The sequence below is a fragment of the Brevundimonas mediterranea genome, assembly GCF_014196125.1.
Taxonomy (GTDB): domain Bacteria; phylum Pseudomonadota; class Alphaproteobacteria; order Caulobacterales; family Caulobacteraceae; genus Brevundimonas; species Brevundimonas mediterranea.
Genome location: NZ_JACIDA010000001.1, coordinates 914,270 through 940,395 on the forward strand (window position 1 = coordinate 914,270; position 26,126 = coordinate 940,395).

27 protein-coding genes and 4 tRNA genes are annotated in these 26,126 nt (G+C 66.4%); 9 read left to right on the forward strand and 22 right to left on the reverse strand.

The window, feature by feature from the left end; all coding sequences use genetic code 11:
- Positions 1-3 precede the first annotated feature (3 nt).
- A complete protein-coding gene (locus GGR11_RS04650) occupies positions 4-1,245 on the forward strand; it encodes an acyltransferase family protein (protein WP_246331540.1) in 1,242 nt (413 codons plus the stop codon).
- 220 nt (positions 1,246-1,465) lie between these two features.
- Here the strand turns inward: GGR11_RS04650 and adhP are convergent, their stop codons facing one another.
- The 3 genes from adhP to GGR11_RS04665 all read right to left on the reverse strand — a co-directional run bounded on the left by adhP (position 1,466) and on the right by GGR11_RS04665 (position 5,263).
- On the reverse strand, positions 1,466-2,494 hold the full coding sequence (gene adhP / locus GGR11_RS04655) for an alcohol dehydrogenase AdhP (RefSeq protein WP_008261496.1): 1,029 nt from the start codon (positions 2,492-2,494) through the stop codon (positions 1,466-1,468).
- A gap of 141 nt (positions 2,495-2,635) precedes the next feature.
- Positions 2,636-4,153 (reverse strand): acetaldehyde dehydrogenase ExaC, encoded by a 1,518-nt coding sequence (gene exaC, locus GGR11_RS04660; RefSeq protein ID WP_183195612.1) that lies wholly within the window; start codon positions 4,151-4,153, stop codon positions 2,636-2,638.
- Between the two features lie 135 nt (positions 4,154-4,288).
- Positions 4,289-5,263 carry a GAF domain-containing protein gene (locus tag GGR11_RS04665; protein ID WP_183195613.1) on the reverse strand — a complete coding sequence of 325 codons (975 nt, stop codon included), beginning with the start codon at positions 5,261-5,263 and terminating at the stop codon, positions 4,289-4,291.
- 203 nt (positions 5,264-5,466) lie between these two features.
- Here GGR11_RS04665 and GGR11_RS04670 point away from each other — a divergent pair, with 203 nt between their 5' ends.
- Positions 5,467-5,889: a DUF2147 domain-containing protein gene (locus GGR11_RS04670; protein WP_183195614.1), complete on the forward strand. Its 423-nt coding sequence runs from the start codon at positions 5,467-5,469 to the stop codon at positions 5,887-5,889.
- 100 nt (positions 5,890-5,989) lie between these two features.
- Here GGR11_RS04670 and GGR11_RS04675 read toward each other — a convergent pair whose 3' ends face one another.
- From GGR11_RS04675 to GGR11_RS04740, 14 genes are all read right to left on the reverse strand, one after another.
- Positions 5,990-6,976 (reverse strand): aldo/keto reductase, encoded by a 987-nt coding sequence (locus GGR11_RS04675; protein WP_183195615.1) that lies wholly within the window; start codon positions 6,974-6,976, stop codon positions 5,990-5,992.
- Between the two features lie 101 nt (positions 6,977-7,077).
- Positions 7,078-7,154, reverse strand: a tRNA-His gene (locus GGR11_RS04680).
- A 141-nt stretch (positions 7,155-7,295) separates the two neighbouring features.
- Positions 7,296-8,015: an energy transducer TonB gene (locus GGR11_RS16860; RefSeq protein WP_183195616.1), complete on the reverse strand. Its 720-nt coding sequence runs from the start codon at positions 8,013-8,015 to the stop codon at positions 7,296-7,298.
- A 14-nt stretch (positions 8,016-8,029) separates the two neighbouring features.
- Entirely contained in the window at positions 8,030-8,464 is a 435-nt protein-coding gene (locus GGR11_RS04690) for a biopolymer transporter ExbD (RefSeq protein WP_183195617.1), read from the reverse strand.
- A 5-nt stretch (positions 8,465-8,469) separates the two neighbouring features.
- On the reverse strand, positions 8,470-9,357 hold the full coding sequence (locus tag GGR11_RS04695; RefSeq protein ID WP_183195618.1) for a MotA/TolQ/ExbB proton channel family protein: 888 nt from the start codon (positions 9,355-9,357) through the stop codon (positions 8,470-8,472).
- Positions 9,358-9,907: 550 nt separating this feature from the next.
- Positions 9,908-9,983 (reverse strand) — tRNA-Phe (locus tag GGR11_RS04700).
- Between the two features lie 63 nt (positions 9,984-10,046).
- Positions 10,047-10,211, reverse strand: coding sequence for a DNA gyrase inhibitor YacG (locus GGR11_RS04705; protein WP_008259215.1), 165 nt, complete (start codon positions 10,209-10,211; stop codon positions 10,047-10,049).
- A complete protein-coding gene (locus tag GGR11_RS04710) occupies positions 10,208-11,248 on the reverse strand; it encodes a ribonuclease E/G (RefSeq protein ID WP_183195619.1) in 1,041 nt (346 codons plus the stop codon). The genes GGR11_RS04705 and GGR11_RS04710 overlap by 4 nt, the downstream gene beginning before the upstream one ends.
- Complete coding sequence (locus GGR11_RS04715; protein ID WP_183195620.1) at positions 11,245-11,820, reverse strand: Maf family protein; 576 nt, start codon at positions 11,818-11,820, stop codon at positions 11,245-11,247. The genes GGR11_RS04710 and GGR11_RS04715 overlap by 4 nt, the downstream gene beginning before the upstream one ends.
- A 12-nt stretch (positions 11,821-11,832) precedes the next feature.
- Positions 11,833-12,051: a translation initiation factor IF-1 gene (infA, locus tag GGR11_RS04720; RefSeq protein ID WP_008261544.1), complete on the reverse strand. Its 219-nt coding sequence runs from the start codon at positions 12,049-12,051 to the stop codon at positions 11,833-11,835.
- Positions 12,052-12,154: 103 nt separating this feature from the next.
- Positions 12,155-12,622: a UPF0262 family protein gene (locus GGR11_RS04725; protein WP_183195621.1), complete on the reverse strand. Its 468-nt coding sequence runs from the start codon at positions 12,620-12,622 to the stop codon at positions 12,155-12,157.
- Positions 12,619-13,119: a DUF2948 family protein gene (locus tag GGR11_RS04730; protein WP_183195622.1), complete on the reverse strand. Its 501-nt coding sequence runs from the start codon at positions 13,117-13,119 to the stop codon at positions 12,619-12,621. The genes GGR11_RS04725 and GGR11_RS04730 overlap by 4 nt, the downstream gene beginning before the upstream one ends.
- Positions 13,109-14,398 carry a UDP-N-acetylglucosamine 1-carboxyvinyltransferase gene (murA, locus tag GGR11_RS04735; RefSeq protein WP_183195623.1) on the reverse strand — a complete coding sequence of 430 codons (1,290 nt, stop codon included), beginning with the start codon at positions 14,396-14,398 and terminating at the stop codon, positions 13,109-13,111. Before murA ends, GGR11_RS04730 begins: the two co-directional genes overlap by 11 nt.
- A gap of 102 nt (positions 14,399-14,500) precedes the next feature.
- A complete protein-coding gene (locus tag GGR11_RS04740; RefSeq protein ID WP_183195624.1) occupies positions 14,501-14,695 on the reverse strand; it encodes a hypothetical protein in 195 nt (64 codons plus the stop codon).
- Positions 14,696-14,805: 110 nt separating this feature from the next.
- Between GGR11_RS04740 and GGR11_RS04745 the strand changes: the two genes are divergently transcribed.
- Together GGR11_RS04745 and GGR11_RS04750 are read left to right on the forward strand one after the other, a co-directional pair.
- Positions 14,806-14,880: transfer RNA gene (locus GGR11_RS04745), tRNA-Thr, on the forward strand.
- Positions 14,881-14,946: 66 nt separating this feature from the next.
- Positions 14,947-16,245, forward strand: coding sequence for an amino acid permease (locus tag GGR11_RS04750; RefSeq protein WP_246331541.1), 1,299 nt, complete (start codon positions 14,947-14,949; stop codon positions 16,243-16,245).
- Positions 16,246-16,324: 79 nt separating this feature from the next.
- Here GGR11_RS04750 and GGR11_RS04755 read toward each other — a convergent pair whose 3' ends face one another.
- The 5 genes from GGR11_RS04755 to lipB form a co-directional block, all read right to left on the reverse strand.
- A complete protein-coding gene (locus GGR11_RS04755; protein WP_183195626.1) occupies positions 16,325-17,542 on the reverse strand; it encodes a S41 family peptidase in 1,218 nt (405 codons plus the stop codon).
- Between the two features lie 191 nt (positions 17,543-17,733).
- Positions 17,734-18,333 (reverse strand): hypothetical protein, encoded by a 600-nt coding sequence (locus GGR11_RS04760; RefSeq protein ID WP_246331542.1) that lies wholly within the window; start codon positions 18,331-18,333, stop codon positions 17,734-17,736.
- 48 nt (positions 18,334-18,381) lie between these two features.
- Positions 18,382-18,876 carry a peptide-methionine (R)-S-oxide reductase MsrB gene (gene msrB / locus GGR11_RS04765; RefSeq protein ID WP_183195627.1) on the reverse strand — a complete coding sequence of 165 codons (495 nt, stop codon included), beginning with the start codon at positions 18,874-18,876 and terminating at the stop codon, positions 18,382-18,384.
- Between the two features lie 74 nt (positions 18,877-18,950).
- Positions 18,951-20,435, reverse strand: a complete 1,485-nt coding sequence (locus tag GGR11_RS04770) for a hypothetical protein (protein ID WP_183195628.1) — start codon at positions 20,433-20,435, stop codon at positions 18,951-18,953.
- Positions 20,436-20,560: 125 nt separating this feature from the next.
- Positions 20,561-21,277, reverse strand: a complete 717-nt coding sequence (gene lipB / locus GGR11_RS04775; protein WP_183195629.1) for a lipoyl(octanoyl) transferase LipB — start codon at positions 21,275-21,277, stop codon at positions 20,561-20,563.
- 65 nt (positions 21,278-21,342) lie between these two features.
- On the opposite strand from lipB, the gene GGR11_RS04780 reads away from it, so the two are divergent.
- The 5 genes from GGR11_RS04780 (at position 21,343) to GGR11_RS04800 (ending at position 26,123) form a co-directional block, all read left to right on the forward strand.
- Positions 21,343-21,594: a FliM/FliN family flagellar motor switch protein gene (locus GGR11_RS04780; RefSeq protein ID WP_008260376.1), complete on the forward strand. Its 252-nt coding sequence runs from the start codon at positions 21,343-21,345 to the stop codon at positions 21,592-21,594.
- 97 nt (positions 21,595-21,691) lie between these two features.
- Positions 21,692-21,776: transfer RNA gene (locus tag GGR11_RS04785), tRNA-Leu, on the forward strand.
- A gap of 65 nt (positions 21,777-21,841) precedes the next feature.
- The gene (mgtE, locus tag GGR11_RS04790; protein ID WP_183195630.1) at positions 21,842-23,260 is read left to right on the forward strand and encodes a magnesium transporter; all 1,419 of its coding nucleotides are present in this window, start codon (positions 21,842-21,844) and stop codon (positions 23,258-23,260) included.
- Between the two features lie 69 nt (positions 23,261-23,329).
- On the forward strand, positions 23,330-24,910 hold the full coding sequence (locus GGR11_RS04795) for a glycoside hydrolase family protein (protein WP_183195631.1): 1,581 nt from the start codon (positions 23,330-23,332) through the stop codon (positions 24,908-24,910).
- Between the two features lie 43 nt (positions 24,911-24,953).
- A complete protein-coding gene (locus GGR11_RS04800) occupies positions 24,954-26,123 on the forward strand; it encodes an isovaleryl-CoA dehydrogenase (RefSeq protein WP_183195632.1) in 1,170 nt (389 codons plus the stop codon).
- The last annotated feature ends 3 nt before the right edge of the window (positions 26,124-26,126 follow it).

The following is a 26,126-nucleotide window of genomic DNA, read 5'->3' on the forward strand; positions in this document are numbered from 1 at the left end:
CGCATGTCTGTTCCGCCCCCGCTCGCGCCGCCATCCGCGATGACGGGCCGACGATACGATCTGGACTGGATTCGCGTCGGCGCCTTCATGCTGCTGATCCTCTATCACGTCGGCATGTTCTACGTGCCTTGGGACTACCATGTGAACAGCCCACGTCCGGTCGAGGCGCTTGAGCCGATCATGCTGCTGACGAACCCCTGGCGGCTGACCCTGCTGTTCCTGGTTTCGGGCTGTGCGACCCGGTTTCTGGCGGACGGGTTCGCCGCGCGCGGGCAAAGCGGATGGGCGCTGGCCGGATCGCGCACCCTGCGCCTGCTGCCGCCGCTGCTGTTCGGCATGTTCGTCATTGTGCCGCCCCAGAGCTATTACGAAATCCTCGAAGCGGCCAAGGGCCTGGGCATAGCCGACCCCGCGCATGGACCGGTGCTCAAGGACTTCTGGGTGCGGTACGTCACCTCGACCGGCCACTGGTGCGACGCCGACGGTTGCCTGACCACGCCGACGTGGAACCACCTGTGGTTCATCGCCTATCTGCTGCCCTACAGTCTGTTGCTGACGGTGATGATCGCCTTTCCGCCCGTCCGGCGCGCGCTTCAGGCGGTGGGGGATCGAGTATTTCGGGGATGGGGGCTGGTGGTCTGGCCGGTCCTGTATCTGATCCTGATCCGCTGGTTCCTGGCGCCCCGGTTCGAGATCACCCATGCCCTGACCGACGACTGGTACAACCACGCCCTCAGCTTCGGCGCCTTCCTGTTCGGCTATCTGATCGCCCGGTCCGAGGAGGCGCGTCAGACCCTGATGCGGCTGCGCTGGCCCGCCCTGATCATCGCCCTGTGCAGTTGGGTGGCCTGGGCGACCTATGCCTGGGTCTATCGCGGCGACGTCAATCCGTCCGAGCCGCTCAGACAGGCCATGCGGATCGTCTATGCGCTGGATCAGGCGGGCTTCATCGCCGCCATCCTGGGCTTCGGCGCACGATGGTTGAACCGGGGCGGCCCTGCCCTGCGCTATCTCTCGGTCGGCGTCTTCCCCTTCTATATCGTCCACCAGACGGTGACGGTCGTGGCGGCCTATAATCTGGCCACGCTCCACCTGCCGTTGGGCGTAGAGGCCGGTCTGCTGATCCTGATCACCGCCCTGGGCTGCCTCCTCGCCTACGAGGTCGCACGCCGGATCGGATGGCTGGGCCTCTTGCTGGGGGTGAAGCCGCAGAAGGAAGGGCGAACCGCGCGGTCGCCCGCCTGATGCGAGGGCTGGGACCGCCCAGCCCTCCTAATTCCGCAGGAAAACCGTCGAAGGATCAGCGGCTTGAAAATGATTCAAGCCGCCAACCCCGCACGTTCGCCTACGGGCTTATGATCTCGCCCAGGTCTTTGACATCGCGATCCGACATCCTGACGCAACGGCTTTGGACGTCGAAATAGACGAAATAGACTCTATTTTTTGTAGAGGAATCGCGTCGATTTCAGATCGTCATTACGATCCGGCCCTCGATCTGGCCGTCGCGCATCCGCTGGAAGATGCTGTTGATGTTCTCCAGCGGCTCGACCGATACCGTGGCCTTGACCTTCTCGTCGGCGGCGAACTGAAGCGCCTCCTGAAGGTCCAGACGGGTGCCGACGATGGAGCCGCGCACCGTGGTCCCATTCAGCACCATGTCGAAGATCGACAGGGGAAAGTCGCCGGGCGGCAGGCCGTTCAGGGCCACGGTCGCGCCGCGCGAGGTCATGTTGACCGCCTGTTCGAAGGCCTTGGGCGAAACGGCCGTGACCAGCACGCCCTGGGCGCCGCCGTCGGTCTGGGCCTTGATGTCGGCGGCGGGGTCGTTGGACGTCTTGGCGTTGACCGTCACGGTGGCGCCCAGCCGTCGCGCCAAGTCCAGCTTGGCGTCGTCCACGTCCACGGCGGCGACATTCAGCCCCATGGCCTTGGCGTATTGGACCGCCACATGGCCCAGGCCGCCGATGCCCGAGATCACGACCCAGTCGCCCGGTTTGGTGTCGGTCATCTTCAGCCCCTTGTAGACCGTCACCCCGGCGCACAGGATCGGGGCGATGTCGGTGAAGCTGACATTGGCCGGCAGGTGGCCGACGTAGTTGGGGTCGGCGATGGCGTATTCCGCAAACCCGCCGTTGACCGAATATCCGGTGTTCTGCTGGTCGTGGCACAGGGTCTCCCAGCCGCCCAGGCAGTGTTTGCAGTGGCCGCAGGCCGAGTAGAGCCACGGCACCCCCACCCGGTCGCCCTCCTTGACCAGAGTGACCCCCGCCCCCACCGCCGAGACATAGCCGACGCCCTCGTGGCCCGGAATGAAGGGCGGGTTCGGCTTGACCGGCCAGTCGCCCTCGGCGGCGTGTAGATCGGTGTGACAGACGCCAGAGGCCTCGATCTTGACCTGGATCTGGCCCGGACCCGGCTCGGGCACCGCGACCTCTTCTATGGTCAGCGGCTGGCCGAATGCGCGCACGACAGCGGCCTTCATGGTTCTGGACATGGAACATCCTCGTCGATTTGGGGGAACGGGCGAGCCGAAAGCAGGACATCGGCCCGCCCGCCTGGGAGATGCTCTCCGGACAGACGGATCAGAGAGCGATAACAGGATGACCGATCCGGGACCGGCCATCCTTGATGCAGATCAGAAGAAGCCCAGTTTATCGGGGCTGTAGCTGACCAGCAGGTTCTTGGTCTGCTGATAATGGTCAAGCATCATCCGGTGGTTCTCCCGCCCGATGCCCGACTTCTTGTAGCCGCCGAAGGCCGCATGCGCCGGATACTGATGATAGCAGTTGGTCCAGACCCGACCGGCCTGGATGGTACGACCCGCGCGATAGGCGGTGTTCATGTCGCGCGACCAAACCCCGGCGCCCAGGCCGTATTCGGTGTCATTGGCGATCTCCATCGCCTCTTCGAAGGTCTTGAAGGTGGTTACGGCCAGGACAGGACCGAAGATCTCCTCCTGGAAGATCCGCATGTCGTTGGTGCCCTTGAATACGGTCGGCTTGACGTAGTACCCGCCCGACAGGTCGTCCGGCAGCAGCGACTGCTCGCCGCCCGTCAGCACCTCGGCCCCTTCGTCCTTGCCGATCTGCAGATAGCTCAGGATCTTCTTCAATTGCGGTTCCGAAGCCTGGGCGCCGACCATGGTCGCCGGGTCCAGCGGGTCGCCCTGGACGATGGCCTCGACCCGGGCGATGGCCTTGGCGATAAAGGCCTCATAGATGTCTTCGTGGATCAAGGCCCGGCTGGGGCAGGTGCAGACCTCGCCCTGGTTCAGGGCGAACATCGCGAAGCCTTCCAGCGCCTTGTCCAGGAAGGCGTCGTCGGCGTCCATCACGTCCTTGAAGAAGATGTTCGGCGACTTGCCACCCAGCTCCAGCGTCACCGGAATGATGTTCTGGGTCGCATACTCCATGATCTTCTGACCCACGGCGGTCGAGCCGGTGAAGGCGATCTTGGCGATGCGGGGGTTGGTGGCCAGCGGCTCGCCGACCTCGGCGCCCGTGCCCGACACGATGTTCAGCACGCCGGCCGGCAGCAGATCCTGTATCAGTTCGATCAGCAGCAGGATCGAGGCCGGGGTCTGTTCCGCCGGCTTCATCACGATGCAATTGCCCGCCGCCAGAGCCGGAGCGATCTTCCAGGTCGCCATCAGAATGGGGAAGTTCCACGGGATGATCTGGCCGACGACGCCCAGCGGCTCATGGAAGTGATAGGCGACCGTGTCGTGATCCAGTTCCGAAATCCCGCCTTCCTGCGCGCGGATACAGCCGGCGAAATAACGGAAATGGTCGATGGCCAGGGGAATGTCGGCGGCCAGGGTCTCGCGCACCGGCTTGCCGTTGTCCCAGGTCTCGGCCTCGGCGACGGCCTGGAGATTGGCTTCGATCCGGTCCGCAATCTTGTTCAGGATGACGGCGCGCTGAGCGACGCTGGTCTTGCCCCAGGCGTCCTTGGCCGCATGGGCGGCGTCCAGCGCCAGCTCGACGTCGGCCGCGTCCGAGCGTGCGACTTCGCACAGGACGCGGCCGTTCACCGGGGAGGTGTTCTCGAAATAGCGGCCGTTGACCGGCGGGACCCACTGGCCGCCGATGAAATTGTCATAGCGCGTATTGAACTTGGGGGTCGCAGCGCGCGCGAATTCGGGTTTGGTCATGAAACACTCCTAACGTTCCCTCGGGCGTCGATTGCCGACGTCGTTGGGACCGGAAGCTCTGCCTGGCCCGACAGATGCGCCAGACGGGGTGTTCATGGTGCAGCGCAAACCTGTCGCACGCCTGCGACAGTTGGCTCAGTGAGGTTCGCGCGAAAGCCCCAGCCGGTGCAGCTTGCGGTGCAGGGTCGCCCGGCTGACCCCCAGGGCCCGCGCGGCGGCCGAGACATTGCCCCCGCTGCGCGCCAGGGCGCGACGCACCGCCCCGCGCTCGGCCTCCAGCAGTTCCGTCTCGACACAACCCGCCCCCAGGACCTCCGACGCCGCCAGTTGCGCCGCGATCCGCTCGTCGGTGATGGACAGGGCCAGGCGTGCCGCGCGGGTGGCGCCGATCACCAGATCGTCCCGATCGACCGCCAGCAGGGCGGCCGTATTCCGCTCGACCGGATCCCCGGCCAGGACGATCCGCGCTTGGGAAAAGGCCTGACGAAAGGTCTGGGCCTCGATGGCCCGCGCCGCATCCGCCACAGCCGCCGCGATCAGGCCCAGCACGCCCGCAGTCGCATCGGCCCGGCAGGACGAGACGTCCAGTAGACCGGCGAGGCGTCCCAGATGATCGTGGATCGGATGGCTGGTGCAGCTCAGAGCCGTGTTGCGCGTATGGAAATGCTGGTCCCGATGGATGGTCAGAGGCCGATGTTCCGCCAGGGCCGTGCCGATGCCGTTGGTGCCCTCGACCGCCTCGGACCATATGGCGCCGGGCCACAGGCCCCAGCGGCGAAATATCTCGTCATCCGCCGCCGCGCCACGACGCTCCAGCGGCACCCCGTCGGCATTGGTCAGCAGGATGCAGCAGCCGGTGTCGCCCACGGCCAGGAACAGCCGATCCAGCACCCCTTGCGCCGCCCGTGTCATCGGCTCCATCGCCTGACGCGCCTCATGCAGTTGCGCCTCGGTCAGGGTCTGAGGACGGCCGCCGTCCTCGGGATCCAGGCCGTACAGCGACATGGACCGACGCCAGGAGGCGGCCAGGGCCGAACGCGCTGGCTCCGCCCCGTTGTCGAGCGCCTGTTTGATCAGGCTTCCGTGATCGTTTCCTGGTCGGTCGCCCATGGTGTCTCCCAAGGCTTGTTTCGCCAGATCAGACGCTTGCCGCGCCACAAGGTCAAGGCGACCCGGCCGAATGCCGCGAAAGCTTCCCTAAGGTCCGGTTTTCATTGGCGATAGGGGATCAGTTCAGCCTTGTTTTGAACCGAAACCCGGATCACCCTGCATATCAACGGGTCGCCAAACCGGCCCGAGCAAAGGAAACGACCATGAAGACCAAGATCATGCTGGCCGCCGCCGCCCTAGCGACCGCCCTCGCCTCCCCCGCCCTGGCCGCCGATCCGACCGGCCTGTGGCAGACGCCGACCAACGGGGGCCAGGTGCGGATCGCCCGCTGCGGCCAGGCCCTATGCGGCACTCTCGTGACGTCGAACCATATCCGGGCGGACGCCGACGTCCGGGACGAACATAATCGCGACACAGCCCTGCGCAGCCGCACGCTTCGCAACCTGCCGATGCTGACCGGCTTCACCGGCGGCCCAACCGAATGGCGCAACGGGTCGGTCTATAACCCGGCCGACGGCCGCACCTATCGCGGCACCATCACCATGACCAACGACAACAGCCTGAACCTGCGCGGCTGTGTCGTCGCCCCCCTGTGCAAGACCCAAACCTGGACCCGCATCCAGTAGGCCCGACCCAGACAGACGAAGGCCCGGCCGGATCGCTCCGGCCGGGCCTTTTCATACCTGCCGTCAGGCTTGACGGATCGGCCTCGGGCGGCCTGCGCCCCTAGCGGTTCAGGGCCGCCCGCGCCGCCTCGGCGTAGCGGTGGCCCACGGCCGCGCCCCTGGGGAAGACCGCATCGATGCGCGCCAGGTCTTCCGGCGTCAGGACGATGTCCGTCGCGGCGGCGTTTTGTTCCAGAGTAGCGATGCGGCGGGTGCCGGGGATCGGAACCAGATCCTCGCCCTGGGCCAGGACCCAGGCCAGGGCCAGTTGGGCGGCGGTCACGCCCTTGTCGGCGGCGATGGCCTTCACCGCCTCAACCAGATCCAGGTTCTTCTGGAAATTCTCGCCCATGAAACGCGGATTGGTGCGGCGGAAGTCGTCCGCCTCCAGATCGTCGATGGATTTGATGTCGCCGGACAGGAAGCCCCGACCTAACGGGCTGTAGGGCACGAAACCGATGCCCAATTCCCGCACGACCGCGAACAGTTCATCTTCCGGATCCCGCGTCCACAGCGAATATTCGGTTTGCAGGGCCGTGATCGGATGGGTCGCATGGGCCTTGCGTAATGTGTCCGGTGCGGCCTCGGACAGGCCCAGGAAGCGGACCTTGCCCTCCTTGACCAGCTCCGCCATCGCCCCGACCGTCTCCTCGATCGGCGTATCGGGATCGACCCGGTGCAGATAGTAGAGATCGACGTGCTCGACGCCCAGGCGCTGAAGGCTGCCCTCGATGGCGCGGCGGACATTGGCCGGGCTGCCGTCGACCAACAACTTGGAGCGGTCAGCGTTGTAGTTGATGCCGAACTTGGTGGCGATGAAGGCCTGATCGCGCCGGTCCTTCAGCGCCTTGCCGACCAGCATCTCATTGGTGTGCGGGCCGTACATCTCGGCCGTGTCGAACAGTGTGACGCCCAGGTCGAGGGCGCGGTGGATGACGGATATGGACTGGCCCTCGTCCGCGCCGCCGTAGAAGGCGCTCATGCCCATGCAGCCCAGGCCTATGGCCGAAACCTCGGGACCGTTCAGGCCCAACTTGCGCGTCTTCATCTGCGCTCTCCTGTCGATGTGGGGGATCAGCGTTCAAAGACGCCGACGATCAGGAGATGGTCACTGCAGCGGCGGGCCGCAAGCCCGGTCGCGCTGCGCGATGGTACCGCCTCTCAGGCTTGAACTGAGGACCTCCGGTTCCACAAACCGGCGCTCTAACCAACTGAGCTAAGGCGGCCCGCGCGTCGCGAGGCGCGTTCTCTACCGGGACTGCGGCAGGGGATCAAGCGGCTTCATCAGATTTCGTCACCGCGCGGCATAAAAGAAAAACGCCCCGGAGATCGCTCTCCGAGGCGTCTGTTTTCTTCGACGGAGCGCCTTACCCGAGGGTGAAGGGCACCCGGACGCGGAAGGTGGCGTCCTGCGCCGCGCCATCGACGGTACGCGGGGACAGTTGTCCACGCTGAACCACGCGAACAGCGGCGCGACCGAAGCCCATACCCGCAGGCTCTTCCGACACCACGCGGCAGTTCGCCGGAGAGCCGTTAGACCGAGCGGTGCACTCGACCGTGGCCGATCCGCTGATTTCCCGTTCCAAAGCGCGAGCCGGGAAGTCGTCTGCGGTCGGACGCGGCTGACGCGACCACTGCACGTTCGTGATCGTGGACGGACGCGGCGGAGCCGGCGGCGCCGGAGGCGGCGGCGGTCCAGGAATGTTCACGGGCGGACCCGTGTACTCGACCCGGTCTTCCTTCTTCGTCGGCGTGATGTTCACCGGCGGAGGAGGCGTCACGTTCGGAACCGGAGCCGGCACCCGCACCTGAAGCTTGGGCGGAGGCGGCGTATCCGTCGGCGGAGGCGGCGGGGGCGGAGGCGGCGGAGGCGGCGGAACCGGCTCGACCAACTCGACCTCGACGGACTCGTCGACGTAGTTGAACTCCTTGAGTTTGAACTTCGACTGCTGAAGGAAGAAGATCAGCAGGGCGAACAGGAGAGTGACGATCAGAAGGCAGACGATCAGGACGGGGTAGGAAACCCCCATGAAGCCCTTCTTCTTGGGTACGTCGTAACGACTGCGATGATATGCGACGTCTGTCATTCTATCTCCGCACTCTAGCTCGTCGCCTGGTCTTCGCCGACCAGTGCAACGCTGTAGAAGCCGTTATCCTGCAAAGCGTTCATGACCTGCATGAAGTCGCCGTAGCGGGTGTTTTGGTCGCCCCGAATGAAGATCCGCTCATCGGCCGGGTTCCGGGATCCGATCTGCTTCAGAAGATCTTCGCCCAGAGAACCGACGTTGGTCGGGAAATCGCCCACAAAGACGTCGCCGTCGTTCTGGATCGAAATATAGACCGGCTTGGGCGGGTTCGGAGCCGCCTTAGCGACGGCGATTGGCAACTCGACCGGCACCGACACGGAAGCGAGCGGAGCCGCGACCATGAAGATGATGAGGAGGACCAACATGATGTCAACGAAAGGCGTGACGTTGATATCGCTGTTGGCCTCGACCTTGTTGCCGCCGCCGCCCGATTTAATCTTGGCGGCCATCCGTCTTACGCCCCCTTGTCGAGCTGACGCGAGATGCCGTTCAGCAGCTCGGCGGCGAAGCCATCGGCGCGGGTGCCGTAGGCGGCGATGCGCGTGTTGAAGTAGTTATAGAAGACAACGGCCGGGATAGCGGCGAACAGGCCGATACCAGTGGCCAGCAGGGCCTCGGCGATACCCGGCGCAACGACGGCCAGGTTGGTCGTGTTGGATTCCGCGATGCCGATGAAGGAGTTCATGATGCCGTAAACCGTGCCGAACAGACCGACGAACGGACCGATCGAGCCGACCGAAGCCAGGAACTGTTGGCCGCCCGACAGGCGCAGGGCCAGACCGGATTGAACGGCGGCGACGGCGGCCTGGGCGCGGCCCAGGGCCGAGTCGAGGTGATCGCCGGTGACCGAGAGACCGGCTTGACGCGACATTTCGACTTCTTCGGTCGCCGCAGCGGCCATGTCGGCCAGCGGGTTGCCGTCGAACTCTTCTTGCGTCGAGACGGCGCGCATGTCCGCGATGGTGCGGGCGCCGCGGAAGTTTTCGAGGAAGTTGTCGGTCTTGCGGTTCAGCGCGCCAAACTCGAACAGTTTGATGAGCAGCAGGGTCCAGGACAGGATCGAAGCCAGCAGCAGGCCGATCATGACGACCTTAACGATGACGGTCGCTTCCATGAACATGGAGATCGGGGTGATGCCGCCGCCGTGTCCGCCGCCGACGGACTCGTTCATGGTTTGCGGGTTGGCCGCGTCGGCGGCCGGAGCCATCGCCGTCGGGGCTGCTGCGGGTGCAGCGGCCGGGGTCGGCTCGGCCGGGGCCTGGGCCAGGACCGGCGAGCTCGCCATCAGCACGGCGGCGCCGGCCATGGCGAGAAGGATGTTCGTCTTTTTGCTGTTCAGCATAATTCGCCAGTTCCTGCTTGGTCTGACTCGTGGAACCAAAGGTGCGGCCGTGTCAAAGAGCCGCCCCCCAACCTGAAAATGTTTCCTTCAACGCCCCGCGTCCCATCGGGATCATCCAGGCGCTGAATTCTTTGATGGAGACGCATCCGGTTTCCCGCACCGCCTCCGTAGTTCGAACCGCCGGAGAACAGGTCTCCTAAGAATCCGTCTGACGCCTTTATGGGAGGGCGTCCCACCCCCTTTGGCGAACCCTTACCGGAGCGTCAAGGGAGAACAGCCGGATTTCACCCGCCGGGCGAAGTTCGAGCAAGTCTTGCTCCTTTCAACCGCCAGAAAGGCAGAAAGAGACACTTTTGTGATGATTTCAACGCGATTAGCGCAAGCTTGTTCGAAAACCACAATCCGGAGGAGTTTTTTACTCCTCTGAGAGCGTTTCGCAGATCATCCGCCCCTAAAGCATTCGATCAGCATCGTTTCAGATGCCGCCGTTCCACGGAATGGCGCTCTGCAGCTTGGCTGTTTTGGGGAAGGTCGGCGCGCCGACGAAAGATGGTGCCTGGAGGCGGGTTCGAACCACCGACACGCGGATTTTCAATCCGCTGCTCTACCAGCTGAGCTATCCAGGCGCCGACGCGGCGTCGCGAGAGGCGGGTCTATAGGCGAGCCGTTTCCGCCTGTCCAGCGTCGTTTCAGTCCTTTTCGCCATCATCTTCGGCGCCTTCGTCCAGGGCGGCCGGGATGGCGTAGCCGCCCGTGAACCAGCGCTGCAGATCCACTTCCGAGCAGCGGCGCGAGCAGAAGGGCTTGTACTTGGGATCGGCGTCGGCCTTGCGGCAGATCGGGCAGGTGCTCATCGATCGGGTCCTTCGATACGTCCACACCCGCGCCGCACATCAGCGTCGGCCCGCACCGAGGCGCGCGGCCCCATTCGGTCGGCCAGGGGGCCAAGAAGCGCGGCCTCGTCCGGCGCACAGCGCGCGACGACGCGCGGAGACCGGGTGTCGGACAACAGTCGTCGGCGTAGCGCCCGGGCCAGGGCCAGGACTTCGGTCTGGACCGACGGCCGGCGGCCGGCCTCGAACAGTATCTCTTCTATAGGGGTCCGCCGCCAGGGCAGCGACATCTGCAACAGGCCGAACCGGCTGATGGGGCCGAACACGGCCTGGGGTTCGTGGGCGAAGGCCGCGCGGGCCGCCTTGTCTCCGGCCGCCGCGTCCTCGGCGTCCCCGACCAGGTCGATGACAATCAGCCCGCCCCAGTTCCGCAGACCGATCAGACGCGCAGCCTGGTTCAGCCCCTGACGATTCGCCGCGGCCCGCGCCTGTTTCGGATCGCGCCCCGTCCCGGCCGTATGATCGATATCGACGGCGATCAGGGCGCGGGTGCGTTCGATGGCGAGGTCGACGCCGTGGGAGGTGAAGACATGGCTGGGCGCCAGAGCCTCTTCCTCCGCCTCCGTCACCGCATCGATGGCGGCGAGACCTGTGATCAAGCCCCCGCCCCCGGCGAGGTCTCTCAGTTGGGCCGCGATGCTGGGCGCAGCCCCCAGCAGGCGGGGCGCCCCCTCCCCCGGCCCGAGGCGGCGCAGGACCGCGCCCTTGTCGGCGCGCGGCTCGGCGACGACCGCCGCTTCCAGCCGTTCGCCCTGGGTCAGACGTTCATTGCGATGAAAGGGCAGAAAGGCCGGCGCGCCGGCGCCCAGATCGACAAAGGCGCCGCGCAGGCCGGGATTGATCTCGGTCACCCGGCCGACGGACCGTGCGCCCAGACGATGCTGGGGCAGATCGCTGTCACGATGGATCAGCAGATGGGTATAGCGGCCGTCGCGCGAAACCGCGCCGCGGGTCTCGCCCGGCGCTTCATCGAGGAAGACCTCGATCTCGCCGCTCATGCCCGCCAGCCGACGCCATGCAGCAACTGCACCGCCTCATAGAGAGGCAGGCCCATGACGGCGGGATGGCTGCCGACGATTCGCTGAACAAAGGCCCCGGCCGGGCCCTGGATGCCATAGCCCCCGGCCTTGCCGCGCCAGTCGCCGGTGGCGACATAGGCGGCGATCTCGTGGTCCGACAGCGACTTGAAGCTGACGCGGGTCTCATTGACCCGCGACGACAGCTTGCCGTCGCGCACGACCGCCACGCCGGTGAAGACCCGGTGATTGCGGCCGGACAGCAGCTTCAGGAACCGCGTCGCCTCAGCCTCGTCCGCCGCCTTTTCCAGGAAACGTCGTCCCACGGCGACCACCGTGTCGGCGGCGATGACCACCGCGTCGGGCCGTCGCGCCGCGACCACCTGGGCCTTCGACGTGGCCAGACGTTCGGCGAGACGCGGCGGCGTCTCGCCCTTCAGCGGCGTCTCGTCGATATCGGCGGGATCGATATGGTCGGGCATGATCCCGACCTGCGCCAGCAGTTCGATGCGGCGCGGGCTGGCCGAGGCCAGCACCAGCTCAGGCCGGCTCATACGAGCCGTCCCTTACTTGAAGCGATAGGTGATGCGACCCTTGGTCAGGTCGTAGGGGGTCATTTCCACCAGAACCTTGTCGCCGGCCAGCACGCGGATGCGGTTCTTGCGCATCTTGCCCGCCGTGTGGGCGATGATCTCGTGGTCGTTCTCGAGCGTCACGCGAAAGGTGGCGTTCGGCAGCAATTCGCTGACGGTGCCGGGAAACTCGAGCAGTTCTTCCTTAGCCATGCGGCCTCTCACGCCCGTTGAATATGCGTTCGACCCCACGCCGGGCGGGCGCGAGGGGCGGAATGGAGGGGCCTAATGCCCGAAAATGCAGAGATAGTCGAGGTCAGCCGCGACGGTAGAGGGCGCAGAGCAGCGTAAACAGCCGTCGCGCGGTCTCATGATCGACCAAGATCTTGCCGTCCAGCCGCGACTTGAGCTGATCGGCCCCTTCGTTGTGCAGACCGCGCCGGCCCATGTCGACCGATTCGATCTGGCTGGCCGACGACCCGCGCAGGGCTTCGTAATAGCTGTCGCAGATCATGAGATAGTCCCTCAGCACCCCCTTCAGGGGCGTCAGGCTGATGGCGTAGGTACGGGTGAAACCTTCGCCCTCGATGTCGAACACCAGCCGATTGTCCTGCAGCGACAGCTTGAGTTTATAGGGGCCACTGTCGGCGCCGACCGGTTCGAAACTGTTCTTTTCGACCAGGTCGAAGATGGCGACGCGGCGTTCGTGCTCGATCTCGGCGGTGGCGGCGGGAAGCGTGACCGTGTCCAGCTCGACCGAGACCAGCTTGTGGACGCCGCTCATGCCGCGCTCCCTTCATCATTTTCAGGTGCGATCAGAGGGGGCGCGTCCAGATGCGTGGGCGCGACCCGCGCCGGCCACCGCTCGGAGATGTCCGTGACCACGGCGTCCAGACATTCGACGTCGATTCTCAGATCGCCGCCGCCGGCGAACATCAAAATCACCCGCCCGCCCGGCGCCTCGGTCGGCATGAAATCCAGGGCCAGCAGTTCCAGCGAGGCGTCGGGGCTGCGCGACAGGCGCCGGCTCTTGACCGCCAGCACATCCCCGAACTGCATGGCGCACATCACCCGCGTCCCGCCGCACTCCCAGCAGAAGCGGCTGAAGGCGATGGTCAGGGTGCGGGCGCCTTTTTCCCACACGATGTCGACCGGCCGCAGTATGGCGTCCTGAAGCGCAGCGGAGATGATCTGCAGATCGTCGGCGTCCTCAGCCAGCAGGCGCAGCGGTTCGACCGGCGCCTTGGCTTCCGTGACGACGCCGTCGATCTCAGTGCTCATCACCTGTTCCTTTAATCCGTCGGATATCCGCCCCGCACGCGCTCAGCTTCTCCTCCAAACGCTCGAACCCGCGGTCCAGATGATAAACCCTGCCGACCGTCGTCTCGCCCTCGGCGACCAGGCCGGCGATGACCAGGCACATGGAGGCCCGCAAATCGGTGGCCATCACCTGGGCGCCGTGCAGCGCCTCGACCCCATGGACCTGGGCCTCGCCCGCGTGAACGGAAATCTCGGCCCCCAGCCGCGCCAGTTCCGGAACGTGCATGAACCGGTTCTCGAAAATGGTCTCGCGCACCGTGCTGACGCCCTCGGCCGTGGTCATCAGGGCCATGAACTGGGCCTGCAGGTCGGTGGCGAAGCCGGGATAGATGGCGGTTTCGACATCGACCGCCTGCAAACGGATCTTCGGATCGCGCTTGATCAATACCCCGTCGGCGGTGGGTGACACGTCGACGCCCGCCTCGATCATCTTGTCGGTCAGGGCGCCGATCAGTTCGGCCCGCGCCTTGGTCAGACGCACTTCGCCCCCCGCCATGGCGGCGGCGACGGCGTAGGAGCCCATTTCGATCCGGTCGGGAATCACCGACCAGGTCGTTCCATTCAGCGACGAGACGCCGGTGATGGTCAGGACGTCGGTGTCGATCCCTTCGATCTTCGCCCCCATCGCCGTCAGGCAGCGGGCCAGATCGCCGATCTCCGGCTCGCGCGCGGCGCGGCGCAGCACGGTTGTGCCCTGAGCCAGCACGGCGGCCAGCAGCGCGTGTTCAGTGGCCCCAACGGAGACGAACGGAAACTCGATCTCGGCGCCCTTCAGGCCAGCCGGAGCTTTTGCGGTGACATAGCCTTCCTCCAGCTCGATCTCAGCCCCCAAGGCAGTTAGCGCCTGAAGGTGAAGATCCACGGGACGGGCGCCAATGGTGCACCCGCCGGGCAACGAGACCTTGGCCTCGCCGGTGCGGGCCAGCAGCGGTCCCAGCACGTTGAACGAGGCCCGCATCTGGCGCACCAGATCATAGGGGGCGAAGGTCGAGGTCAGTTCCTTGGCGTGGAACAGGCTCTCCTGCCCGTCCGCGCCGTCACGCTCGGTCACTTCAATGCCGAACTGGCGCAACAGCTGGCCCAGGAACCGGGTGTCCGCCAGACGCGGCATATTGGTCAGCAGCAAGGGCTGATCCGTCAGGATCGAGGCGGCCATCAGCTTGATGGCGGAATTCTTGGCGCCGCTGACGGGAATATCCCCGAAAAGCTGGGCGCCGCCCTGAATGGCGATGCTGTCCATGACGTCCTTAAGCGCGCCCGAAGTAAACGCCTCGGGGGGAGGGTTCTCTAGCAAGCCGGCGCGCGCTTGCCAAAGGGCGGAACGGGCGCGGGCCGATGACTTTCAGTTGCTGTCTTTCGGCGCGGCCGGGGTGCGGGCCGGCGCCTTGCGACGTCGCAGGTTGGCGCGCAGGGCCGAAGCCAGGCGGATGGCCCGATCCGCCTTGGCGCGCTCGACCTCGGACGGCGCCGAAATCTCGGGGGGCGAGGCCGCAGCAACGGCGGGCGGCGTGTCGGCGTCAGGCGGGGGACGAGTCATGTCCGGATCATGCCGCGATCAGGAGCCGTGTCCAAACTTTCTTTCAGATCGTCAAAAAGCCGCTTCCCTCCCCGGAAGGGTTTGGCTATACGGCCGCTTCCTCAGTCGGGGCCGCCGTAGCTCAGTGGTAGAGCGCATCCTTGGTAAGGCTGAGGTCGTGGGTTCGATTCCCCCCGGCGGCACCATCTGAGACTGAAAAGGCCCGGCGCAAGTCGGGCCTTTTTGTTATGCGCGATCAGGAGGCGACCGGCATGACCGACACCCGGAAGACGGAACCGCGCAAGCTGGGCTGGGCGCTGGCCGCCCTGCTCGTCACCGGAAACATGATCGGCTCGGGGGTCTATCTGCTGCCGGCCTCCCTGGCGTCGATCGGCAGTTCCAGCATGGTCGGCTGGGTCGTGGCCGCTGTCGGCGCCCTGCTGCTGGCCGGGGTCTTCGCGGGCCTGGGGCGCCGGCTTCCCGCCGCCGACGGCCTGTCGGGCTATGCCGAACAGGGACTGGGTCGGTTCTTCGGCTATCAGGCCTCGATCGGCTATTGGGTCGGCAACTGGCTGGGCAATGTCGCCATCGCCGTGGCCGCTACAGGCTATCTGGCGCATTTCTTCCCGGTGCTGGCGGAGCGCTGGCCCAGTGTGATCTGCAATATCGCCCTGCTGTGGCTGACCACCTTCCTCTATATGGCCGGACCGCGCGCCGTGGCGCGTTTCGGCGGCCTGTCGCTGGGGATCGGCCTGATTCCCCTGGTCATCGCCGCCGTCGCCGGCGCAATGGCCTTCGATCCCCAGGTCTTCGCCGCCTCCTGGTCGCCGGACGGCGCCGGGCTGGCGGCCAGCGTGCCCGCCTCGATGGCTCTGATCTTCTGGGCCTTCCTCGGTTTCGAGAGCGCCGGGGTCGTGGCCCAGCGGCTTAAGAATCCCGAGCGCGACGTCGGCCGCGCCACCTTCGCCGGGGTCGGCCTGGCGGCGGTCATCTATATTGCGGTCAGCGCGGCGATCTTCGGGGTGATTCCGGCGGTTGAACTGGCGAAATCCAGCAGCCCCTTCGCCGATGTCGCCGCACGGGTGATCGGCGGCGGGGCGGCTGGCTTCGTCGCCGTCTGCGCCATCGCCAAGACCCTGGGCACCCTGGGCGGCTGGATGATGCTGACCGGCGAGACCGCCCGCGCCGGGGCGCGCCAGGGCTTTCTACCCCGCGTCTTCGGCCGGGGCGCCCTGACCCCGCCCGCCAATCCGCTGATCCACGGCGGCCTGATGACCCTGATGGTGCTGATCAGCGCCCAGCCGCGTCTCGCCGGCCAGTTCAGCCTGCTGATCGGCGCGACCACCGTGCTGTTCCTGGTCGTCTACGGCCTGTGTTGCGCCGCCCTGTTCCGGTTCAGCGACCGCTGGCCCGCGCGCCTGGCCGCCCTGGGCGGCCTTGGCTTCTGCGGCTGGGCGGTCGTGATGTCGGGCTGGACCTTCCTGGGCATAGCCCTGGTCTTCTTCGCCGCGACGACCGTGGGATGGGCGTTCGTTCGCAGGACCAGCGATCCGGCGGAGGCGCCTGTCTAAAGATAGGAATGCCCGTCGAGAACTTCAGCTTGGAGTGGTGAACCGATACTCGTTTCGGTGCGGAGGGGGCTCAGGGCCGCTACCTACTGCCCCACAAGAATTGTTGGGCGAGGATAAACGGGTCCTGTCCATCCAGTGCCTCGATGTCCGGGCGTAGATGCCAGCGAGGATTGCCTTGTGCGTCGTACACGGGCTCGGCCGAATACTGGGCGTCGATCCCTGTTCTATCCAGGCGCAGCGGAAATACGGCGGCGCCGAGCCCCATCATGGGACTACCGACGATGACCCCGCGCCCTAGGCTCTTCATGCCCATGGGGAAACCTTCCGCCATGCTGCCGCTCCAGCGGTCCACCACTACGGCCACGGGCCCGTCGAATGTGAATGGGCCTTCGGGGTCGACTGTCTCGACCCAAGGTTCGCTAAGGCCTTCGCCTGCGCGGCGCCGCATCATGGCGTAGGGCGCCGCCTTCCGGATGAAGCGTCCCATGATTGGACGAGCGACAGCTGTGTCGCCACCGCCGTTCCCCCGGACATCCAGAATCAGGGCGGGGCAATTGCGCAACTCGACAAGCGCCGCGTTGAATGCCTCAACCACGGCGTCGTTGGCGAAAGACCGAATGGTGATCAAGCCGATGCCATCCTCCAGCCTGCGCCATTCGACATCGGATAAAGACGATCGGGGTGTAGTCGGAATCACGAGATCAATCCGCTTTCCACCCGTTCGCTTGACGCGATAGCGCCGGGGTTCACCCCGTGTCCCGGCGACCGCGCGACCTGCAGCGAATGCGACGGCATGATCGTCCGCGTTCGTCAGACATCTGGGCATTCGGGACTGGACGGCGTCGGCGATGGAAACACCGTTCACAGCCTCGATGATATCGTTCCGCATCAGGCCTTGCGATGCGGCCGCGCCGCCGTCCTGCAGCGCCACGACCCGGGCCTCACCAGCGGCGTAGGCGACCAAGACGTCCGAAATCGCGCCACGCGGCGTCCCAGGCGGCATGTCGGAGACGCCCGTATGCGGATCGTAAAGTTCAAAAGCCGCCTCGGCGACAATCGCGGCGAAATCAGCACGGCTGGCTGCCTCAACCGCCAGCGGTCGGTAGACACGCCGAACCTGCGCCCAGTCCGTCTGCTTCTCGCTAAAGAAGCAATAACGATCACGCAGAGTGGTCCAGAATTCATCGAAGTCCTGGGCGAAGGTTATGTCACGATCGGTTGCGGCCAGGAGGCGCCCTGCGGGCAAGCTGGCTGCCGTCGTGCCCAGCGCGGCAAGCAACACGCGACGTCTGTTCATCTTTGCCCCTCGCTCTCTGCGAGGTTTTTGCCGCTCTGATCGGCTGCTGGCCAGTTAAACCTCGGTAATATCGGCGGAACGAAGAATGCCTGTTCTCTGCCCAGCTGTAGAGAAGCGGACTCCCGCCATGTCCGCAATGGGTCGAACTGCGACCTCGGCGCAGCCTAAAACTGGACTATGCGATAGCCGTCTCAATCGTGAGCCGACAACCCCCGCCGCCACGGATCGCGTTCTTCAGCGTCCTTGTCCTTGCTCCAGCTGAACCCCATCGACAGCGACTTGCTGGTCGAATCGGCGCCGTAGCCGCGGCCGGACCAGCCGCCGTAGGGAGAATAGAAGCCCGGCCCGCGCAGGCCGTATCCGCCGCCGTAGCCGTAACCCCAGGGCTGGTTGCGGCCCTCGCGATAGGCCAGGTCCAGACGGCCGTTCTCGCCGACCGGCAGGGACACCGCCGCGCCATAGCTGCGGTAACCGCCCGTGCCGATGCCCGCCTCGACCATGCCGTGCATCTGGCGGTCGTCCTGAGGGCCGGGCGCGGGGGCTTCGTCGAAGCTGGCGCCGGGCGTGCGGCTGTCGATCCAGTGCTGGATCTGCTGTTCAGTGGTCAGGCCGTGGGGCGCGGCGTCCTGGGCCGTGGGGGCGGCGACGGCGGCCTCGGGCGCGGCGGCCATGGCCTGGGCCAGGGTCGGGGCGTTCGAGGGCGCGGTCGTGACCACGCCGTCGGGATCGCCGCCCGACATCGCGCCCGGCATCGTCAGAGCCATACCCGCCAAGAGTCCTGCGATCAGCATGCGCCGCCTCCGTTCGAAATCATCCTAGCACAGCGAATGCGGCCAAGGTCAGGCGTCGCCGTCGCCGCGGTGCAACGGATCCGGCAGGGGTTCGCCCTCGGCCACGAACGACAGCGCCACCGAATTGATGCAATAGCGGTTGCCTGTCGGCGGCGGGCCGTCGGGGAAGACGTGGCCCTGGTGGCTGCCGCAGCGGGCGCACTGGGTCTCGATGCGGACCATGCCGTAGCTGGTGTCGCGGATTTCATGGACATGGGCCGGATCGACCGGCTCGGTGAAGCTGGGCCAGCCGGTGCCGCTCTCGAACTTGGTGCGGCTGCGGAACAGGGGCAGGCCGCATTCGCGGCAGCAGAAGACCCCCGCCCGCTTCTCGCCCAGCAGGGTGCCGCAGAAGGGCGCCTCGGTGCCGTGCGACAGCAGGACGCGCTTCTCCTCGGCGTTCAGGTCGGCTTCCAGCCGGGCGCGTTCGGCGTCGTCCGGCGGGGTCAGGTCATAGCCGGAGGGCGAGCACAGGCGGTCGGACGGGGGGGCGAGATCGGTCATGACCTCCAAATAAGAAGGGGCGGGCCGAGGTTCCACCCCTGCCCGCCCCCGCAGTCCGTTCGATCCGGACGATTTTACTGGAACAGGCTTCCCACCCAGGCGCGGACAGCGGCCTCGTCGGTCGGATCGCCGGCGTAGGCCAGGCCCTGGGCCGGGGTGAAGGGCATGTCATTGCCGCGCTGGCGGGTCATCCAAGCCTTGTGGCCATAGCTGAGGTCCGCATAGTTGGACGGCAGGCGCAGGACGGTAGGCTCGATGAAGATCGAGTCCTCGGCCGTCACCGAACCGGCCAGACGCACGTTCGGCAGGTGGGTCAGCAGGTCCAGCGTATCCAGGCAGCCGCTGGTGCAGCCGCCGTCCACCAGAACGATCACCGGCCCGGCGACCGGATTGGCCGTGCCGCTGTCCGCGACTGACGGGCGGCCCGGCAGGGTGAAGGTGGCCTGATTGGCGGCCAGGGCCGAATCGAAGGCGGCGACGATGGCCTGGGTCTGTTCGATGACCGCGCCTGATTCCTGCACGAAGCGCGGATCGGCCTGCATCCGGTTCAGGGTGTCGACGAACCACTGACGGTTGGTCGGAGTGGCGCGATAGGTGATGGAGCCGGCCTCGGGCTGGCGGCTGACGGTGAACTCGGGCGTCCAGATCCGGTTGGCCAGGCCATAGCCCCGGCCCGTCGCGTTCAGCGACGCGCCATTGGCGCCCCGCAGGTCGATGACGAAGCCCTGAGGCCCGCGGAGGGCGGCCAGCTGGCCTTCGACCGCAGCATAGAAGGCGTCCCAGCCCGCTTCGTCCGCCAGACTATGGACGTGGACCCAGGGACGGCCGTTGACCGTCTCGATGGCCAGAGGATTGGCCGGGGGCATATAGACGGTGGCGCGATAGGCGGCTTCCAGCGCCCCGGCCTCGACAGGTTGCGGCTGCATCTGGAACTCGCGCTCCCGACGGCCGACCTTGAAGGTGCAGAGCGACGGCACGCCGCTGGTCAGCGGATTGTTGCGGTTCCACAGCAGATAGGGCGCCGTGCGGACGCGGCCGGCCTCGGTCGTCAGATCGCCTTCCCAACGGTCCAGGCGTTCGTCGGCCAGTTGCGCCGCAGTCTTGTCGCCGCACTTCACCAGGGTCGAGCCGACCGGCGGAAGGCTGCGTACGCCGGGCTTCACATAGGAGACCACATATTCGCCGTTGCGCCACGCAGTCGTCAGACCCGGCCAGCCGATGGCGAAATAAGGACCCAGACCTTCGTAGGTGGGGCGGGTCGCGATGTTCGAATCGCGGAAACCGTTGGCGTAATAGCGCAGCAGATAGGCGTGGCTATCGCCGCTGTTGACGCGGCCGGCCTTGCTCTGGGCGTCGGCGAGGCCGGTGTCGATCCAGGCGCGGAAGGTCTCGCCCGGCGCGCCGGGCACGACGGCGGCGGGATGGTTGGCGGCCAGGACGTCATGGACCGTCTGCAGGTCCTGCTGCGCGAGGGCGCGGAAATCCTGGGCGGAGGCGGCGCCGGCGGCCAGTGTCAGGGACACGACGGCGGCCGAGGCGGCGGCGATCAGGCGGTTCATGGAGGCTCCTGGGCTTGGACGATAAGCTTGGCGCCGCCGTTAAACCTTATGCCTCCCACGCTTGCCAACCCCCGCCGCCGTCCTTTCGCCCAAATGTCATACCGATTGCGGCGAAGCGGCGCGGGTCAGAGCGGCGAAGCCGTTTCGACGGTCGCGCCGAACAGGCGGTGAAAACTGATCTTCAGCGCCGCGTCCGCCTCGTCCATGGTCGCCAGGACGCCCAGATCGATCAGGCTGGTGACCCCATGCTCCTGAATGCCGCAGGGCACGATGCCGCCGAAATGATCCAGATCCGGCTCCACGTTCAGGCTGACGCCGTGGAAGCTGACCCATTTGCGCACCTTGACGCCGATGGCGGCGATCTTGTCCTCACGGCTCCAGCCCGCGCCCTTGCGCTCGACCCAGACCCCGACCCGCCCCTCGCGCACGTCTGCCGTCACGCCGAACTGGGCCAGGCCGCCGATCAGCCATTGCTCCAGCCCCCTGACGAAGGCGCGCACGTCCCGCCCGCGCCGGTTCAGGTCCAGCATGACATAGGCCACCCGCTGACCCGGCCCATGATAGGTAAACTGCCCGCCCCGTCCCGTCCGGTGAACCGGGAAGCGGCCGGCGTCGAGCAGGTCCTCGTCCCGCGCCGACACCCCGGCGGTGTAGAGGGGCGGATGTTCCAGCAGCCAGACCATCTCCCCCGCCTCGCCTGCCGCTATGGCGGCGACACGCGCCTCCATGAAGGCTTCGGCGGCGGCGTAATCGACAGGGCGGGTCGCCACCACCCATTCGACGGGGCGGTCGTCGTCGCGAAGCAGCTTCTGAAGTTCAGGACTTAACGGCTCGGCAAGCATAAGGCTTCAATGTGCAGCTTGAGGCGTTTCCGCAAGGGACGACCTCATAGTGAACGAGAGCGCCCGTGTCCCAGATCAACGCCGTCGACGTCGAAATCTCAGTGGTGCTGGGCCGTATGGTGCTGCCGATGTCGCAACTGCTGCGCATGGGCCGGGGCGCCGTGATTCCGCTGGACGCCTCGGAAGGCGACGAAGTCTGGATCCTGGCGAACAATCACCCGGTCGCGCGCGGCGAGATCGAGATTCGCGACGACCGGATCGCCATCACCGTGACCCGATCGGCCGACCTCTACGACTTCATGGCCGGTTCGGCATGACGTATCCACAAGCTGAAACGCACAAAGCGCGACAGGGCTGAAAAGAGAGCCTTTCCTTTTCCGGCGGCTTCGTCTATTCGCCGCCGCTCCGATGCGAGCGGTCGTGGCGGAATTGGTAGACGCGCAGCGTTGAGGTCGCTGTGGGGCAACCCGTGGAAGTTCGAGTCTTCTCGACCGCACCATCTGGCTAAACAGGGCGATTCATCGGCTAACTACGGCTGGACATTCTACCAAGGGAGGCGACCACGTGAGCACCACGGACTCCGCCTTCGCTCCAGCCGAAGCGCCTGATAACGAAGACCACGCCGCCCTGGACGAGGACTATGTCCTCACCCCTCAATTCGTCGAGAAAGTCGTGGACGCCGCCGATGACGGCGACGGCATGCGGCTGCGGTCCCTGCTGGAGGACCTGCACCCCGCCGACGTCGCCGACCTGATGGGCTTCCTGACCTCGGAACACCGCGCCGTCGTGGTGCTGTGGCTGCCGCCGGAGCTTCTGGCCGAGACCCTGCCCGAGCTGGACGACGGCATCCGCGAGGAGGTGCTGGAGCGGGTGCCGCACGGAACCCTGGCCGAGGCCCTGCAGGAACTGGATTCCGACGACGCCGCCGCCGTGGTCGAGGATCTTGAGGACGACCAGCGCGAACGCGTTCTGGCGGCCATGCCGGACGTAGACCGCGCGGCGATCGAGAGCAGCCTGGGCTATGATGAAGAGTCCGCCGGCCGCCTGATGCAGCGCGAGGTGATGGCCGCGCCCCAGTTCTGGAGCGTGGGCGACACCATCGACCACATCCGCAAACAGGGCGACGACCTGCCGGAGCTGTTCTTCGACATCTATGTGGTCGATCCGCTGAACCGCCCCGTCGGCGGCGTGCCGATCAGCGGTTTGCTGCGCGCCCCGCGCAGCGCGGCCCTGGCCGACCTGATGGAGCCGATCAATGTGATCGCCGTCGATCAGGACCAGGAAGAGGTCGCCTATATCTTCGAGAAATACCACCTGATCTCGGCCCCGGTCGTGGATGCGGCCGGTCGGCTGGTGGGGCAGATCACCGTCGATGACATCGTCAACATCATTCAGGAAGAAAACCGCGAGGACATCCTGCGCCTCGCCGGTGTCGCCGACGAGGACCGCGGCTCGTCCGTGTCCGAGATCGTGCGCGGCCGCGTGCCCTGGCTGGCGATCAATCTGGCGACGGCCGCGCTGGGCGCCAGCGTCATCGGTCTGTTCGAAGGCACCATCCAGCAGATCGTCGCCCTGGCCGTACTGATGCCCATCGTCTCGGCCATCGGCGGCAACGCCGGGACCCAGGCCCTGACCGTCACCGTCCGCGCCCTGGCGACCCGCGAACTGAACTCGGCCAACGCCATGCGGACCTTCCTGCGCGAATTGGCGGTCGGCGTCGCCAACGGGCTGGTTCTGGCCCCCCTGATCGGGGTCGCGGCGGGATTCTGGTTCCGCCATGAGGACTGGCGGATCGGTCTGGTCATCGGGGCGGCCATGATCCTGAACCTGCTGGTGGCCGCCTGTATCGGCGTGCTGACGCCGCTGACCCTGTCGAAGCTGAAGTTCGACCCGGCCGTGTCGTCGGCGGTGTTCGTGACAGCCACGACCGACTTCTTCGGTTTCCTGATTTTCCTCGGCCTGGCCACCATCGTTTTGCTGTAGAAGCCTGGCCCCATGTTTGCTGAGACGTGGCCCTGGGCCGCGCCGCCGTCTCGCTTTGGGGCAACACCTGTGTCTGACACGCCGAAACCGACCAAGATTTCCCGCGAGGGGGTCATTCTGATCAAGAGCTTCGAGGGTTTCCGCCCTCGAGCCGTTCAGCGCGCCGACGGCCGCTGGACGATCGGCTATGGCCATACCCGTTCCGCCCGCGAAGGGCTGAGCGTGTCCGAGAGCGACGCCGAACTGCTGTTGCAGTACGACCTGATCCCGGTGGTTCGCGCCATCGGCTCCGTCCAGGCGCCGCTGAACCAGCATCAGTTCGACGCCCTCGCCAGCTTCGCCTTCTCGGTGGGGGTCGATCGCTTCACGACATCCGACGTTCTGGCCCGACTGAACGCCGGCGCGTCGGACGAAGCCGCCGAGGCCCTCTTGGCCTGGACGGACGACAACGCGGTCGTCGCGCCGCCGCGCCGCCGCGCCGCCGAACGCGCCCTGTTCGTCGCCAATCCCGACGCGCCTGTTTCGCTGGCCGACCTTCTCGCCGCCCCCCTGCCGCCGGTGACCGCCACCCTCGTGGAGCGTACCGTCGAACCGGAGCCGTCGGCAGAGGCGGTCGCGTTTGAAAACACGGATGTCGCGCCCTTTCCGGCCTTGCCGTCGGCGACCCTGACGACAGCGGCCGCCGTCGCCGTTCTTCTGGGCGAGGACGAAGACCAGCGTTCCGTCGTCATCGAAGAGACGCCGCCTGCGCTGGAAGCCGCGCCGCCTGCCGAAGGGGAATCGACCCCGGACGCCCTGATCGAGACAGACATCGCCGAAGAGGCCGAACCGGCGAAAGAACCGGAGCCGCGCCCTTCCCCGCCCCCACCTCAGACCGACAAGACGGGCGGCGTCGCCGCCTTCTACTCCCCCTACGCCGTGCGCGCCCACGGCCCGCTGCTCGGCTTTGGAGCGGGACGCGTGAACGCGAAGCCGGAGGCGACCGCCGCCGCCAATGACCTCGCTACGCAACACGTCGAGGTCGAGGCGAAGGAAGACCTTGCAGTCGAGACTTCGTTCACCCCGACCGCGGCCCTGCCCGCCCCCTCGCCAAGCGAAACAGCGGTCGCCGGCGAGGAGGTTTCAACGCCTGAGCCGGCTGTAGAACCCGCGACTTCAGAAGACGCGCCTGAGACGTTTGAACAGCCGCAAATGATCGCCGAGCAGGCGGTCGAAGTCCCGGTGTTCGCCGCCGCCGCGCCGCCGCAGGATCCGATCCAGCTTGAACTGACGGCTGATCCTGTCTCGCCGCAGGAATCGTCGAACGCCCGCCAGGCATGGCCGGAGAGCCGCGAGGCTGTCGATCCTGACCAGACGCCTCTGTTCGGGGCGGAAGAAAATTCCGCGATCGATGAAGAGATCCAGGCCGACTATGCTCCGGTCCCGCCCACCGCTCAGCAGGCCGGCTGGAGCGAAACGGCGACCTTTCTGGTGATGGGCGGCATCGGCATGCTGTCGTTCGGCGCCGCCATGGCCGCCTTCCGGCAATCCTCCCGTTCGAGCGACGAAACGCTCCTGATCGGCTGGGTGCTGGCCGTCATCGCCCTCGCCTGCGTCGGGGTGTCGGGCTACAATCTTTACAAACGCTGGGGCCGCGCCGACCGCGCCTAAGACTGTTTTGCGAAAGAGGATGCGCGATGCTACCCCTTTGCGCATGAGCATTCCCTTCGCGCCGCAATCCATGGAATTCAGCCTCGGCGAAAACGCCGACGCGATTCGCGAGACGACCGCCCGCTGGGCGGCAGATCGCTTGGCCCCCCTGGCGGCCGAGATCGACGCGACAAACACCTTCAGGCGCGAGCTCTGGCCCGAGATGGGCGAACTGGGCCTGCACGGGATCACGGTCGAAGAAGACTACGGCGGCCTGGGCCTGGGCTATCTGGAACATGTCGTGGCGATGGAAGAGGTGTCGCGCGCCTCGGCCTCCATCGGCCTGAGCTACGGCGCCCACTCCAACCTGTGCGTCAACCAGATCCGGCGCTGGGGCACGCCCGAACAGAAGCGGAAATATCTGCCCAAACTCATCAGCGGTGAACATGTCGGCGCGCTCGCCATGTCCGAGGCCGGATCGGGCTCGGACGTGATGTCGATGCGGACGCGGGCCGACCGGAAGGGCGACCGCTATGTCCTGAACGGGACCAAGTTCTGGATCACCAACGCCCCCCACGCCGACACCCTGGTCGTCTACGCCAAGAGCGATCCCGACGCCGGATCAAAGGGCTGCACCGCCTTCCTGATCGAGAAGGGCATGAAGGGGTTCAGCGTCTCCAAGAAGCTGGACAAGATGGGCATGCGCGGCTCGGACACCGCAGAACTGGTGTTCGAGGACTGCGAGGTGCCCGAGGAGAACATCATGGGACCGGTGGGGGGCGGCGCCGGCGTACTGATGAGCGGTCTGGACTATGAGCGCGCGGTCCTCGCGGCCGGCCCCTTGGGCATCATGCAGGCCGCGCTGGACGTCGTCCTGCCCTATGTTCGCGACCGCAAGCAGTTCGGCCGACCGATCGGGTCGTTCCAACTGATGCAGGCCAAGGTGGCGGACATGTACGTCGCCCTGAACAGCGCCCGCGCCTATGTCTATGCAGTCGCCCGCGCCTGCGACGCAGGCCTGACCACCCGCTACGACGCGGCGGGCGCCATTCTGCTGGCTTCCGAAAATGCGGTGAAGGTCACGCTTGAGGCCGTCCAGGCCCTGGGCGGCGCAGGCTACACCAAGGAATGGCCGGTCGAACGCCTGGTCCGCGACGCCAAGCTCTACGACATCGGCGCCGGCACCAACGAGATCCGGCGCTTCCTGATCGGTCGGGAACTGCTGGGCGGCTGACGG